The following is a 14,048-nucleotide window of genomic DNA, read 5'->3' on the forward strand; positions in this document are numbered from 1 at the left end:
CTTCCCCCTCCTAACCTTAATCTTATCACTTCCAGTTCATATAGGGAATATATGTTTGTGCCCGATTCATCCCCCACTTACACTTCGTTTAAAAGTGGGGGTCTTCTCGGATAATTTATGATAAAAACCGCCAAACCGTCCAGTTTATAATAGGCTTGTTCCTCTTCCTTCCCGGCTTTTTCACGCTCTCCGGCATCCCAATAAGCTTGGGCCCGTCAACCGATTTTGCATACTCAACGACAGCTTCCCACACTTTGCCATACTGGCCAATCACTTCCGAACCCACATTGTAGAATGAACGGCTGTGCATATAATCATTGTAAGCCACAATGTATGGGGATCCGTTAGCTTTGTTGGCTAAAGATGATGAAGAATTAACCATACTAACCATTGGAGGAGATATTGTTGCACTATTCTTCTATTCTTCATAAATCATTTTCACGGTCATGCCGCCGTCAATGATCAGGTTTTGGCCTGTAATAAACCCGGCATCATCTGAGGCCAAGTAAAAAGCAGCGCGGACAATATCTTCCGGGTCACCCACCCGCCCCACAGGATGCTGGAGCTTGTCCCGCTCACTGTGCTGCGGGGTATAACGCTCACCTGCTTTTTTCCACTCCCCTGTTTCAATCCAGCCTGGACTGATGGCATTGACCCGGATACCGACCGGCCCCAGGCTGACGGCCATGGCATGGGTTAAAGCGAGGATGCCGCCTTTGGAAGCAGCATAACTTTCACTGTGCGCTTCAGACATGAGGGCACGGGTAGAGGCGATGTTAATGATCACGCCCTTGCCCTGCTTTTTCATCACTTGAGCGGCATACTTGGAGCATAAGAACGTTCCCCGCAAGTTGACAGCGATCACACGGTCAAAATGCTTCACATCAATGTCAAACAAGGATTCAAAATGGCCGATCCCGGCATTATTGATGAGGATATCCACCTTGCCATACCGCTCAACCGCTTCCTGAACCAGCTGCTCGACATCGTCTTCATCGGCTACATCAGTACGGATAAAGTGTGCTTCTTTCCCGCTTGTTTGGATGGTATCCAGCGTTTCAAAGCCGGCCTCACGGTCGATATCCGCAATGACCACCTTCGCCTCCTCTTCCGCGAAACGGCAGCTTAAAGCCCGGCCAATCCCCTGGCCGCCACCAGTCACAATCACAACTTGGTCATGAAAGCGTCCCATCGCTTAACCCCTCATTCCTCTCAAGCTTCTCCGCTCATTCCCATCACTTATGAATCATACATGTTCTGCTGACCTGATGGCAAGGGATAACTTCTTGCAAAGGAGAACTTTCCTTCTCTCTACTGCCCGGTAAAAATCAAATAACTCGTAATGAAATAAACCATGATGATCAGAGTGGACGGGATCACATAACGGACCGTGCTGTTTTCGTTTTTCCTGACTAAAGAGTAGAGCACAATCAAACTTAACACCCCGGCAAAAGCGGCGGTTAAGAGATGGACCGTGTCCACATTGGACAGAAGCGGGCCAGGACGGTAGATCACATCCGTGCCGACCAAAATGAGTATGTTATACAGATTACTGCCCAATATGGAACCTATAGCTAAATTATAATTTCTCAATTTAAAAGCAGCGTAAGCAGTTATAGCCTCTGGAAGAGAGGTGGATGCCGCAATCAGGAAACTGCCGACAAAACTGGCCCCGAGCCCAGTGATCACGGCAATCTTGTCTCCGGTGACCGTCAGGAGTGAACCAAACACCAAAATGAGCACAGCAGAAACCGCAAAACCGAGCCAGGCTCTTTGGACCGAGATGTTCTTATTCTCTAGCGCTTGTGTGTCTTGAGGGGGCACATCTTGTCTAGCTGCCTCTTTATCCAGGGCTACGGCCACTTCTTCCTGTGCCGAAACGGCAGGCCGTGTACTTTCATGACGGAGAGTGCTGTCATGGCGGGAAAATTTAGTAATTAATAACATCCCACTCACATAAACCGTGCATAAAAAGAGTGAATCTAAGCCAACCCCCAGCAGCGTGTAGGGCAGATCCAGAGTCATGGCCAGGACGACCAGCATAGAAAGCACAAACCCGAGTGAAACGGTATAGCGATGGTCCCTTGAAGCGCAAGTGAGTGCTCTCTCTTTACGGAAAAAGAGATCCAAGCTGGCCAAAATCAATAAATTGAACAGATTGCTGCCGAGAACATTACCCACCGCAATATCAGGGCTGTTAATCATGACAGCGGAGACACTGGTGGTTACCTCGGGCAAGGACGTTGCTCCGGCCAGGAACAGCGTACCGATCAACAATCCGCCAAGAGCCGTTTTTTCACTTAACACATCGGCATAGGCAGAAATCTTCATCGCCACATAAACAGTGACCACTACGGCAATGAAAAACAATAGGAAAACCATGCTAAAGCCCCTCCTTTTTTGGACAAAAGGAAAAGACCTTTTTATAAGAGCTTTTATGGGCACAAAAACTCTTATAAAAAGGTCTCGCGTACTTTGTGGCGCACACAAAGCTTAATGAACCGGGTGATGGCTCACCGTGATGACGATTCATTAACCTTGCGGTCGCTACTCCCCTTTTTAGGCTTTTCCTGTTATGCTATTATGCCATTTATTCTATCTTCTACTCTCAAATTTGTCAATAAAAATAACCTGCCAAAAACAGGTTCAGCAGGCCAACTCCCGGAACGGTGCAGGGGGGTGGGGAACAATCCCCAAGAACCCTCCTTTTCTTGCACATCTAGCTCCGGTCAATCAACTGCGCACTCATAATGCCTTTGGCCACCAGCTTGCCCTGATGCAGCACATCGATTTCTACTTTACCAAATTTGCGGCCCAGTTCAAACAGGCGAGGGTGGATTTGAATTTTTTGTTCAATTTGCACCGGCTTCAGAAAGTACAGGTTAAGCGTATCGGCTACCAAGTCCCCTTTTTTATAACGGCGTAACAAGCGTTCTCCGGCATTGAGCATCAAGGTGGTTAACACACCGGTTGAAAGCATGCCCAAATGATTGGTCATTTGGGGCGTAATTTCAATCTGCAGATAAAAGTTCTCCCCCTCTTCCACCTCATCTAACGGCGTGGTAATCAGGTCATCAAAGGTTTCCCCCACTTGCGGCTGTTTCTGGATATACTGCATCGCTTTAAGCACGTCCTGCCGGCTGATAATACCCAGTAATATTTGACGTTCATCCACAACCGGCAAAAGTTCAATCCCTTCCCAAATCATCATGTGTGCAGCCGAGGCCACAGACATTTTTGGGGAAACGGTTAACGGTTGATGTGTCATCACTTCACCAATGGTCAAGTCAACATCCCGGCCGATAATATCCTTAGCGGTCACCACACCGCAGACTTCGCCATTCTCCTTCACAACGGGGAACCGGCTGTGGCCGGTTTGGCGGCTTAAATCGTGCCAATCACTGACCTGTTGATCCGGTCGCAAGAAATAAGTCTTCTCAGCAGGAATAAGTATATCTTCCACTAACATAATTTCTTTTTTGATTAACCGGTCATAAATCGCCCGATTAATCATAGTCGCGACTGTGAAGGTGTCGTAGGCTGTGGAAATAATAGGTAATTCTAATTCATCGGCCAACCGTTTAGCATCATCCGTCGTGTCAAAACCACCCGTGATTAACACAGCGGCTCCGGCCTCCAAGGCGTACCGGTGAGCTTTGACACGATTGCCCACAATCAACAAATTACCGTCTTCCACATAACGCATCATATCTTCCAACCGCATGGCGCCGATGACAAACTTGTTCAATGTTTTGTGCAATCCGGCTCGTCCACCGATAACAGTACCTTCAACCACCCTGACCACTTCGGCAAAAGTTAATTTTTCGATGTGTTCATGTTCCTTTTTCTCAATACGGATCGTGCCCACACGCCCAATGGTGGAGACTAAGCCCTGGGCCTCGGCATCCTTGATGGCCCGGTATGCAGTCCCTTCGCTGACTTGCAGTTCTTTGGCAATGCCCCGCACTGAGATCTTACTGCCCACGTCCAATTGGCGGATATAGTCCAGGATCTGTTCGTGTTTGGTGGCCACCTGCCCTCACCACCCTTTCATACTTAAGTACCTTCATTATACTGAGACTAAGGTAGCAAAAGCAATGAGAAAAAGGCAGTGGCCTGGTTAGTGAATTTCTATTCTGCGCCGTTTTTTCCGGGCCTGCTGCAGGCGCCTGATCACTTCCCGTTGCTCTTTGGTCAGTGCCGGACGCTCCACCTCTTCTCCCCGGCCCAATCTTAAGAGGGCATGCAAATTGGCCGCAATGACCAGCAAACAGAAGGCCAGCCACAATACGCTAAAGCCAAATTGCAAATCTGTACCATACAGCGGCAAGCGAGGTACAGCAAACCACAACAGCCACAAAGCCACAATAAAGGAGATCATCAACCGAAACTTTAAAGCCATACGATCACGTCCTTGTCCCAATCTGCCGAACACAGCTCCCATCATTTTGCTTACACAAACTCCAACCCTGGTGTGTACAACTCCTTCAACAACATACATTAAATGAAGCTGTTTGTACCACTATATGACTCGTACTCAGAAAAGATGCAAAAAAAAAGTGGCGGCCTGAGCCGCCTGAAAGGGATCTATATATAAGGGGGTTTTCAACTAAGTTCAGTTTCAATTATACCCCCCGTATATTACATGCATATTACAAACAGTTATCATTTTTGTTACAAACTACAGGGCTAACTGTCCGCCTGCTTCCAGCACTTCCCCTTCAATGCCTTTTTCTTTCAGGGCACGGACAAAAGCCTGGGCATCCTGTTCAATTAAGGGGAATGTGTTGTAGTGCATGGGCACTACTTTTTTGGCTTGCAACCATTCCGCCGCAATCAGGGCATCCTCTGGCCCCATGGTAAAATTGTCCCCAATGGGCAGGAAGGCCAAATCAATGTTATGTTGCTCACCAATCAGTTTCATGTCGCTAAACAGGGCGGTATCTCCGGCATGATAAATCGTTTTGCCGTCAATGGTGAGCAACAGGCCGGCCGGCATACCGAGATAGATGATCTGCTTTTGGTCCTCCAGCACATAGCCCGAGCCGTGAAAGGCCGGCGTCAATTTTACCCGGCCGAAGTCAAACTGGTAGGCGCCGCCAATATGCATAGGGTGAACGTCACAGCCTTGCCAGCTCATATACGTTGCCAGTTCAAACGGTGCAATGATTTTGGCCTTGTTCTTTTTGGCGATGCTCACCGCATCCCCAACATGATCCCCATGGCCATGGGTTAAGAGGATGGCATCCACTTTTACATCGTCTGCTGAGATTTTGGCCGTCGGATTGCCGCTCAGGAACGGATCAATAATCAGCGATGCCTGACCGGTTTCCACCTGGACGCAACTATGACCATGGAACGTGATTTTCACCAGCATCTCCTCCTTGTATGTTAGATTTGAAAAATATGTGCAAACCTCAACCCTGGCACCGTTTATCACGTGCCAAGGGCCAAGGCTCGTCACCCGCCAACACCCTGCCAAATGCACTACAGTCTTTTTTCCAAGGCCGCTTTTTCTTGTTCAAATCCCGGCTTGCCTAACAGGGCAAACATGTTTCTCTTATAAGCTTCAACCCCAGGCTGGTCAAAGGGGTTAACCCCCAGCAGGTACCCGCTCATCCCGCATGCTTTTTCAAAGAAATAGACCATATGGCCAAAGGTGTAGGCACTTAATTCCGGCACCCGGATCACCAGGTTGGGCACGCCTCCATCAGTATGGGCCAACAGTGTCCCTTCAAACGCTTTTTGATTGACAAAATCAACGGTTTTTCCCGCCAGGTAGTTCAGGCCGTCCAAGTTTTGTTCTTCATGGGGGATAATCAGTTCATGACGGGGACGTTCCACGTGGATCACAGTTTCGAACAGCTGGCGCAATCCGTCCTGTATGTATTGACCCATGGAGTGCAGATCAGTTGAAAAATCAACAGAAGCGGGGTAAATGCCTTTGCCGTCTTTTCCTTCACTTTCTCCAAACAACTGTTTCCACCATTCGGCAAAATAATGCAGCGCCGGTTCATAGTTGACCAACAGCTCAATGGTTTTACCTTGACGGTAAAGCTCGTTGCGAATGGCCGCATATTGGTAGGCAGGGTTTTGTTCCAGGTTGCTTTCGGCATACTTGTACTGGGCCTCCTGGGCTCCGTTCAGCATGGCTTCAATATCGATGCCGGCCACGGCGATGGGCAACAGCCCCACAGCAGTCAACACAGAGTAACGCCCGCCGATATCATCAGGCACCACAAACGTTTCATATCCTTTTTCCGTCGCCAGTTGTTTTAACGCGCCTTTTGCTTTGTCTGTCGTGGCGAAAATGCGCTCCTTAGCGCCTTCTTCCCCATATTTTTTAACCAGCAGCTCACGGAACAGGCGGAAGGCAATGGCCGGCTCTGTGGTGGTGCCAGACTTGGAAATCACATTGATGGAAAAATCCTTCTCTTCCAAGATCTCCATCAGCTCAACCATATAAGTGGAGCTGATGTGGTGCCCCACAAAGTAGATTTCAGGTGTGCGGCGCTTCAGTTTAGGCAGCTGGTTATAAAAATGGTGGGTGAGCATTTCAATGGCTGCTCTGGCTCCCAGATAGGAACCACCGATCCCGATCACGACCAGCGCATCAGAATGGGCCTGAATTTTCTTTGCTGCTTCCTGTATGCGTTTGAACTCCTCACGGTCATAGTTAGAAGGCCAGTCTACCCAGCCCAGAAATTCACGGCCTGCTCCCTTCTTTTCATGCAGCAAACGATGGGCTGTTTCGACTAGTGGCATGTAATAGCTTAAGGTTTGATCGGATAAAAATGGTTTGGCTTTGCTGTAATCAAAGCTTAAGGTCATTGGCACGTCGACTCCTTCTGCAAAAAATATGTTTTTCCTGACATACATGCAAATACTTTATCACCTATAACTTTAACGGAAAGCGAAAGGGAGTTCAATTTCTCCTGTCTCGGTGAACATTTGCCGCACACAACGGACAATGTGATCATGGCAGGTAAACAGAATCACCTGATGGGTGGAGGCAAGCTCCTGCACCCCTTGCAAAATGGCTTCCAGCCGTTTGTGATCACAATTGACAAAAGGATCATCCATCATGACCGGCAAGTTCACATGCCGGCTAAATTCCCGGATAAAAGCAAAGCGCAAGGCAAGGTAAAGCTGTTCCTTTGCTCCTTGGCTCAGAAAAGAGACAGGCAACCGTTCTCCGTCCTGACGAACAGCAATAAGCTCTTTTTGCCCCAGCGGCGCAATGATCCGAATGTAGCGCCCCAGTGTCATCTTGCTGAAAAAGCGGCCGGCTTCTTTAAGTACTGCAGGTTGGCGCTTTTCTTCATACATCTGTCTTGTTTCCCGGCATAGGCGGCCGGCCAGGGACAACACTGCCCACTCTTTGGCCATCTGGTTCAGACGGGTCTTCTTTTGCTCAAAAGATTGCACTTTACGGGCCAGCGACTCCTCCGTTTCCATTTCCCTCAGCTCAGATTGCAAGTGGCCAATCTCGGTGGCCAACATTTCGATCTGTTTCAAGTTCACCTCCAGTTCCCGTTCAACACCAGACAGGAACTCTTGAATCTGCTGGGCAGAAAGGGTTTGCAATTGTTCGTTCAGTTGTTGCTCAGAGATATTTAAACTTAAGGCGATTTGTTCATATTGCAGTTGGCATTGTTTAAGATTGAATAACAACTTCTCCTTCTTTCGCGCTTGTTCCTTTTCCTGCGCGATCCTTGCATCCATCATCTCCAGCCACACAGCCGGGGGAATGTTGCCCCCACTGGATACGTCTCCCGCTCCATCGCCATCCACTTCCTGGGCCAGTTTGCTTACCTCTTCTTCCCAGGCGGCTACCGCTTCCTCTAGCTGCTTCAGCCGCTCCTTGATCTGTTCCACTTGCCCTTGTTCCTGTTGGATCTCTGCCAACAGACGCAGCAATTCGGGGGCTCTGTGCGCCGAAAGGGATGCAGGCCAGCCTAGACGGGTCAGTTTGTTAGTCCACTCCTCTTGCCAGTGGTGTAACAGATGGTTAAGCTCAGCTTCTTTTTCCTTCAGATAAGATAACTGGTCTTTGGCCAGAATCAGTTCATGTTCCATTTGCTTTAGATAGCGATCCGAATGGGAATAGATCTGTTCCAGTTGCTCTTTAAGGGCAACCAGCTTGGATTGGGTTAAGTTGTCCCGCTGCTTATGCAGTTGGTAGCCCAAAAACAGCGTGATGACAAGACCGGCCAAGGTGATGAGCGCCACGAGGGGAGAACCGGATACAAACAGAATCACCAGCGCAAGACCCAGCGCAATGAAGCACCCGGCCAGCCATCCTTTGGAAGAGAGGGTCTCTTGTTCTGCTTCATCCTGTTGCCGATGCTGCTGAAGCTGTTGCTGCAGCGCTTCCTTTTCCAACTCCCAGACAGCGGTCAATTGTTTGACTTTTAGTTCCTGTTCTTCCCGGCGTGTCCCAACTTCCCGCCGTTCGCTCTCCAGCTCTGTGATTTGGCTGGCCAACCCAAGCAGCTGATCTTGAAGATCCAGTGATAAATGATACTTGGTGATCCGCGTAAGGCTCCACTCCGGCCCAAGTATTTCTATCCGCTGCCTGAGCTGATGGGTTTTCTCGGCCAGCTGAGCTTTTAAACGTTCCATCTCTTCCTTTTTTTCTGTCATTACCACTTTTTGCATCAACAAAGCATGGAAACGCTGCTCGTAGGGAAGAAAGCGGAAGGGAGGAAGCTGTTCAATCTGAATCCGGAGATGCTTGATCTCCTCTTGCAGCTGTTTAGCCCGCTTTAAGTTTTCCAGTTCCCTTTGCTTCCTTTCCAGACGCTTCCGCTCTTGGCGCAGACCTTCAAGTTCCCCTTCCCTCTGCTCCACTTTTTCCTTCAAAGGCACATAGTTTTTCATTCTGTTTTTCAAAGTTTGTATCTCTTTCTCTTCTTGCTCCAGTTCATAGAGCAGCTGATTGATTTTGGGCTTCGTGGCCCGGGGACGAAACCACTCTTCCCTTCTTTTGCTCAAGGTTTGTTCGAGCTGCAAAAGATCAATGCCCCTTGAACCCATCGCTGCTGAATAAAGATAGCTGTTGATTTCATCTGCTTGCAAGGTTTCCAATCTCCCCAGTTCTTGATGGGAGAAGGCAAAAATGGCTTCGAATAAGACTGGCGAAATATGGCCCAAGAGAGCCCGTAACTCGTGTTCCGTTCCTAGCTGTCCATCAATGTGAACAGTGACTTGTCCTTTTTTGGGAGGGGTGTGCCTGGACACACGGACAGACCGGCCCTCATGCTCAACATGTAAAGCTCCGCCTATATGGCCTCCTTTAAGGGGTTGGTAAGGATTGCTTCCTCGTTCCGTAAATCCGAACAAAACAAAACGGATGAAGGAGTGGAGCGTTGATTTTCCCGTCTCGTTAGGGCCGTAAATGACCGTCACCGCGCGGCTGAGCGCTTCCCCGGGGATATGAAGCTGTTCATAATGCCCGTAGCGGTCAATCTCAATCCCGGTCAGTTTCATGCTTTTCTTCCTCCCCGTCCACTAGCAAAAATGAGCTGTTCGGCCTCACTGAGCAGTGCTTGCTTTTCCTCTCTGCTTAAGGGATCTAAGTACTTTTTGGCCTTATGGTGTTCAAACAAGTCTTTCAACTGTTCCTCCACCAGGGCCTCTAAACGCAAGTCATTTTCCTTATATTGATCCACAATCTCCAACAGGTCGGCATAAATGGTCTCACTTCTCTTCCATTCATTCCTGTCAAAAAGGGGGTGTCCCCTAAATTGAAATGATTCTGGCCAGACAACACGCTCATGGAAAGGTTCGCTCTGCCGCCACTCCGCCAGTAATTCCTCCCTCACTGCCGCGCTAGATAACACCTCGGCCAAAGGCGTCGTCCCTGTGCCGTTTACGCGGCACAGGCACATCTCCATGCCTGGCCGGTTGCGCAACCTTTCGCGCAGCGCTGCCAGGCGTGCCTCCACATCCTCCAGGTGCCCAGCTCCTGAAAGATCCAGCTCATGCTCCTCCCAGCAGATGGGACTGGCTGCACAAAAGTGAAGCGTTACACGCTTGTCTTCATCCACTTCCACCACATAAAACCCCCGTTCACCCTGTTCTCTGATGTGCCGCCCCTGCAGATTCCCCGGGTAGACAATGTAAGGATCTTCATGGATGATTTGCCGGGTATGGACATGGCCCAGTGCCCAATAATCCATCCCAGCCCGCAGCAAATCCTGTTTGGAGCAAGGGGCATAAGGCTCATGCTCCTCTACGCCATCACAGTTGGTATGTAAAAGTCCGATGGCAAACGACTCCTCTGCCTGGCGCTCAAAGCGGCGGGCCAGGTTATCCGTTACCCTGGCTGTTCCGTAACTGATGCCATAGATTGCAGCCGCCAGTTGCCCGCCCTTGTAATAGGGTATGCGTTGCACTTCTTCTGCTGAAAAAACGTGAACATTGTCAGGCCAGGTGAAAGCCTGGTACCGGCCGTGAACAGGGTCGTGATTACCGTGAACAATAAAAACACGTATCTCTTCAGCAGCCAGCTTTTCCAAGCCCCGTTTAAAACGGAGCTGCGCTTGTACACTGGGATTGGAAGAATCAAAAATATCTCCGGCAAGGAGAATAAAGTCCACATCTTCTTTTATGGCCACATGGACCAAACTTTCAAAAGCAAGAAAAATGGAGTCCTTTATCTTAAGATAAATCTCTTCCGGCAGATGAGCCAGCCCTTTGAAAGGACTGCCCAGATGCAAATCAGCTGAGTGAATAAATTTTAGTGTCATTCCTATCACCTGTGTGACGTTATTGATTGAACTGTCCAGCTTCTTCTTCCCATGCATATTTGACACTTTTTAGGCAATAACTAAACTGTCGCCCAACCAGGTACTCTTACGGAGGGAGCCATGTTAGCAGAGTTAAGCAAGCGCATGTTGGAGTTTCTCCCTGAACAATCTGTGCTATGGTCCGCACTGGGAACATTACTCTTCTCCGTTACCGTTCAATATACCATTAAATGGCTGAAGAACAAAGCCATTTTGCCTTGGATGAGAGAAGACAATCTAAAGAGAAGGGAAGAAATTATACGGCAGTTAAACAAACCCAAATAAACAAGATTTCAAAAGAATGTTCATATATTTTCCTCATTTGATCTTGACTGATTCTTGGAATTAACCAAAGAAAAAGAACGGGTGTTTCCATCATGAATAACCAGTTTAACTACAAGATCAGTCCCCTTGAGATGTCCATCTCCATCATGACCATGCTTATCTGTGTCAGCGTATTTGTTATGCCCAGCAGGCTGGCCGAGACAATGAATTCTCCCGACGGCTGGATATCAATCATGATTAGCGGTTTGGCTGTGGCCGGACTGGTAACGCTTTATACCCGTCTGCAGCGCCACTTTCCTGGACAGACGCTCATGGACTATTTTCGGCAGGGAACCCTTGGCAAGTGGTGGGCCCTGTTGATGGGGATGGCCTTCGTCCTTTATTTTGTGGGTGTTGCTGCTTATCTTGTGCGGACCCTGGTCTTTGTCGTGCGGCTGTATGTCCTGGATCAGACGCCCTCTGAAGCCATCGCCAGTCTGTTTTTATTAACCACTACTTATGCCGTCTCCAAAGGATTACAAGGCATCATCCACTTAAACCTTTTGTTTTTGCCTGTCACCCTGTTCATGGGACTGGGGATTCTTTCCTTTAATCTTCCGGCCATGGAGCTAGCCAACCTCCTTCCTGTTTTAGGTGAAGGCCTATCACCGGTGCTTAAGGGAGTAAAGGAAATGATTGTTCCTTTTTTGGGTGTTGAAATTCTTTTCTTTTTCATGGCACACATGACCGCCAACCACCTGCGTGCCACTCCCTTAAATGTCGGCATCTTAGTGGTGACTTTGATCTATGTGATGCTCACGGTGATGAGTTACGCTGTTTTTTCATTGGAGGCGGTGAAAGTGATTGCCTTCCCTACTGTCGAATTAGCCAAGGAAGTAGAGGTGCCAGGTGGTTTTTTCGAACGCCTGGAGTCGTTGATGATTACCATATGGATCATGACCATTTTTAATGCTGCGGCCGTATACCAATATTTGACGGTCACCATCATCAATGATCAATTTCTACCCCATACTAAACTGGCCTGGCTGCCATCCCTGACCGCCTTTGTGATATTCATCATCGCTTTTGTTCCGAAGTCTATTACCGAACTATTTACGTTTGCCGAATGGGTGGGCTGGCTGGGAGCAGCTCTCTTTTTCTTGGGAGTGGGAAGCGGCTATGTCAGCGTATGGGTGCGTAACAAAACGGCAACATGGAACATGACAGAGGGATCTGACAAATGAGTAAACTGCTTGTGGCTGTATTGTTAACATGCCTGGTATTAAGCGGGTGCTGGGACCGAAATGAAATTGAAGAGGTCGGTTTTGTGATGGCTGTTGCCTTTGATCCCAGCCGCGATCAGGAGCAGTTGGCACGGGAGGCAGAGGAAGAAACGGGAACGCCAGTCCATGAACATGGCAGGCGGTTTAGCGCCACTTTTCAAGTGGCTATCCCCAGCCAGTTGACAGAGCCAACAGGTGGAGGGTCTCGCACTGCACTTCAACCTTTTTTTAACATCACCTCCTCTGATTTGACCAACTTTAAAATAGGGCGTAATCTTTCCTCAAGACAAAGCCGTATCATGAACTATGAACATATAAAAGTGATCCTGATTAATGAGGAGCTGGCACGCCAAGGCTTGTTGGAACACCTGATTGATTTTTATATACGTGATCACGAAATGCGGCGCAGAGCACACATTTTGATTACCAAAGGAGAGGCCAGGCACATTCTGGAAGACAAGCTGCCTTTAGAAGATATGCCTGCCCTTTCCATTGAGATGACCAACGAAAACTATTGGAAGGTTTTGGAATCTATAAAGCCGTCCGAAATCGGGGAGATTGCCGCCAAAGTGCTGGGTCAGGAAAGTTATCTGATTTCCCGCATCACCAAAGGGGGAGAGGGAGACTTAAAAGTGGCAGGTGCAGCGGTATTCCTGGGGAAAACAAACCGGATGGTGGGCTGGTTGGGCGAAGAAGATGTGAAAGGATATAACTGGATCATGGGCCAAGCGGAGAACGGCATAATAGAAACTGAATATGAACCAGGGCACATGATCGTGTTTGAGACCCGTAAAATGAGCTCAAGGGTGACCTACGAACGCCATCAAGAGACAAACCGGTTTCACGTTGAGATCAGGGCTGAAGGCTCCCTGGGTGAAAGCTGGCTGCATCAGTATAAGATTGATGATGAGCAAAACATAAGTAAACTTGAACAAGCTGTGGCCAGGAAAATAGAAGAACAAGCCAACCGTGTCCTCCGCAAAATGCAAACCGAGTTGTATACCGATATTTTTCAATTTGGGCAAAAAATAAAGCACAAAGATTATGCTTACTGGAAACAGATTAAGGAAAACTGGGACGGAGAGAACGGTGAATTCTCCAGGGCTGAAATGGGTATCACAGCCCATGTGCGCATACGGCATTATATGTTGGGTGAACGTCTGAATTAACGGATCTAAACAGGACAGGAGGTGATGACATTGTTTAGCCGTTTGTTTAAACGTCTTAACCGAGAGACGGTCCGGAAAAGAGCGGAATACGAGATGACTCTCTCGGCTGATCTTAAACAAACAGTAACCTCCATTGAGAACATTGTCGGGGAAAGCAGCGATGTTTTCAAACGGGAGATGCGCCTAGGAAAAACCATTTCCGCTACGCTCTTTTTTATTGAGGGGTTGGCCGATAAAGAGAGCATAGAGGAAGATGTCATTAAGCCATTGGTTCACCTGTCCCCTGCCGAAGCCCACAAGCTGCAGGGCTCCCCAAACCTAAATCGCTCGCTGCAAGAAGTGCTGACACTCTCATCGATTAGGGTTTTTGACTCCTTTGATCAGGCCATTCTTCGCTTTTTAGGGGGGGAATCGTGCGACTCGTTTCCCTATAACCGCAGGACTGCGGGAAATGGGAGGGTCCTAATAAGACCTAACTCTGTTCCTGAGTGCAGGAATGACGGCACCATGTCTGCCTGAAACTGCACCGCTAATACTCC

General features: G+C 48.6%; 13 protein-coding genes. 4 read left to right on the top strand and 9 right to left on the bottom strand.

Annotated features, from left to right (window positions below; translation table 11 throughout):
- Nucleotides 1-115: 115 nt before the first annotated feature.
- The 9 genes from IEW48_RS14855 to IEW48_RS14895 all read right to left on the bottom strand — a co-directional run bounded on the left by IEW48_RS14855 (nucleotide 116) and on the right by IEW48_RS14895 (nucleotide 10,754).
- Complete coding sequence (locus tag IEW48_RS14855) at nucleotides 116-328, bottom strand: hypothetical protein (RefSeq protein ID WP_188624446.1); 213 nt, start codon at nucleotides 326-328, stop codon at nucleotides 116-118.
- 90 nt (nucleotides 329-418) lie between these two features.
- Complete coding sequence (locus tag IEW48_RS14860; RefSeq protein ID WP_188624447.1) at nucleotides 419-1,192, bottom strand: SDR family oxidoreductase; 774 nt, start codon at nucleotides 1,190-1,192, stop codon at nucleotides 419-421.
- 119 nt (nucleotides 1,193-1,311) lie between these two features.
- Nucleotides 1,312-2,382, bottom strand: coding sequence for a sodium:calcium antiporter (locus IEW48_RS14865; RefSeq protein ID WP_188624448.1), 1,071 nt, complete (start codon nucleotides 2,380-2,382; stop codon nucleotides 1,312-1,314).
- Nucleotides 2,383-2,719: 337 nt separating this feature from the next.
- Nucleotides 2,720-4,033 carry a DRTGG domain-containing protein gene (locus tag IEW48_RS14870; RefSeq protein ID WP_188624449.1) on the bottom strand — a complete coding sequence of 438 codons (1,314 nt, stop codon included), beginning with the start codon at nucleotides 4,031-4,033 and terminating at the stop codon, nucleotides 2,720-2,722.
- An 87-nt stretch (nucleotides 4,034-4,120) separates the two neighbouring features.
- The gene (locus tag IEW48_RS14875; RefSeq protein WP_139023983.1) at nucleotides 4,121-4,402 is read right to left on the bottom strand and encodes a hypothetical protein; all 282 of its coding nucleotides are present in this window, start codon (nucleotides 4,400-4,402) and stop codon (nucleotides 4,121-4,123) included.
- A gap of 279 nt (nucleotides 4,403-4,681) precedes the next feature.
- A complete protein-coding gene (locus IEW48_RS14880) occupies nucleotides 4,682-5,371 on the bottom strand; it encodes a metal-dependent hydrolase (protein ID WP_188624450.1) in 690 nt (229 codons plus the stop codon).
- A 116-nt stretch (nucleotides 5,372-5,487) separates the two neighbouring features.
- Complete coding sequence (locus tag IEW48_RS14885) at nucleotides 5,488-6,831, bottom strand: glucose-6-phosphate isomerase (RefSeq protein ID WP_188624451.1); 1,344 nt, start codon at nucleotides 6,829-6,831, stop codon at nucleotides 5,488-5,490.
- A gap of 72 nt (nucleotides 6,832-6,903) precedes the next feature.
- Nucleotides 6,904-9,492, bottom strand: a complete 2,589-nt coding sequence (locus IEW48_RS14890) for an ATP-binding protein (RefSeq protein WP_188624452.1) — start codon at nucleotides 9,490-9,492, stop codon at nucleotides 6,904-6,906.
- Nucleotides 9,489-10,754, bottom strand: coding sequence for a metallophosphoesterase family protein (locus tag IEW48_RS14895; protein WP_188624453.1), 1,266 nt, complete (start codon nucleotides 10,752-10,754; stop codon nucleotides 9,489-9,491). The genes IEW48_RS14890 and IEW48_RS14895 overlap by 4 nt, the downstream gene beginning before the upstream one ends.
- Nucleotides 10,755-10,874: 120 nt before the next feature.
- Between IEW48_RS14895 and IEW48_RS14900 the strand changes: the two genes are divergently transcribed.
- The 4 genes from IEW48_RS14900 (at nucleotide 10,875) to IEW48_RS14915 (ending at nucleotide 14,028) form a co-directional block, all read left to right on the top strand.
- Nucleotides 10,875-11,078, top strand: a complete 204-nt coding sequence (locus IEW48_RS14900) for a hypothetical protein (RefSeq protein ID WP_188624454.1) — start codon at nucleotides 10,875-10,877, stop codon at nucleotides 11,076-11,078.
- Between the two features lie 92 nt (nucleotides 11,079-11,170).
- A complete protein-coding gene (locus tag IEW48_RS14905) occupies nucleotides 11,171-12,301 on the top strand; it encodes a GerAB/ArcD/ProY family transporter (protein ID WP_188624455.1) in 1,131 nt (376 codons plus the stop codon).
- The gene (locus tag IEW48_RS14910; protein ID WP_188624456.1) at nucleotides 12,298-13,509 is read left to right on the top strand and encodes a Ger(x)C family spore germination protein; all 1,212 of its coding nucleotides are present in this window, start codon (nucleotides 12,298-12,300) and stop codon (nucleotides 13,507-13,509) included. Before IEW48_RS14905 ends, IEW48_RS14910 begins: the two co-directional genes overlap by 4 nt.
- A gap of 30 nt (nucleotides 13,510-13,539) precedes the next feature.
- Nucleotides 13,540-14,028 carry a spore germination protein gene (locus tag IEW48_RS14915; RefSeq protein WP_229704075.1) on the top strand — a complete coding sequence of 163 codons (489 nt, stop codon included), beginning with the start codon at nucleotides 13,540-13,542 and terminating at the stop codon, nucleotides 14,026-14,028.
- Nucleotides 14,029-14,048 lie beyond the last annotated feature (20 nt).

Origin of the sequence: Caldalkalibacillus thermarum, assembly GCF_014644735.1 — a bacterium.
In the GTDB taxonomy this organism is placed as follows: Bacteria; Bacillota; Bacilli; order Caldalkalibacillales; family Caldalkalibacillaceae; genus Caldalkalibacillus; species Caldalkalibacillus thermarum.

Bases quoted from the DNA above. Each gene is read 5' to 3' on its own strand.
- IEW48_RS14860 (WP_188624447.1), bottom strand. From the start codon at position 1,192: ATGGGACGCTTTCATGACCAAGTTGTGATTGTGACTGGTGGCGGCCAG.
- IEW48_RS14865 (WP_188624448.1), bottom strand. From the start codon at position 2,382: ATGGTTTTCCTATTGTTTTTCATTGCCGTAGTGGTCACTGTTTATGTG.
- IEW48_RS14875 (WP_139023983.1), bottom strand. From the start codon at position 4,402: ATGGCTTTAAAGTTTCGGTTGATGATCTCCTTTATTGTGGCTTTGTGG.
- IEW48_RS14885 (WP_188624451.1), bottom strand. From the start codon at position 6,831: ATGACCTTAAGCTTTGATTACAGCAAAGCCAAACCATTTTTATCCGAT.
- IEW48_RS14890 (WP_188624452.1), bottom strand. From the start codon at position 9,492: ATGAAACTGACCGGGATTGAGATTGACCGCTACGGGCATTATGAACAG.
- IEW48_RS14895 (WP_188624453.1), bottom strand. From the start codon at position 10,754: ATGACACTAAAATTTATTCACTCAGCTGATTTGCATCTGGGCAGTCCT.
- IEW48_RS14900 (WP_188624454.1), top strand. From the start codon at position 10,875: ATGTTAGCAGAGTTAAGCAAGCGCATGTTGGAGTTTCTCCCTGAACAA.
- IEW48_RS14905 (WP_188624455.1), top strand. From the start codon at position 11,171: ATGAATAACCAGTTTAACTACAAGATCAGTCCCCTTGAGATGTCCATC.
- IEW48_RS14910 (WP_188624456.1), top strand. From the start codon at position 12,298: ATGAGTAAACTGCTTGTGGCTGTATTGTTAACATGCCTGGTATTAAGC.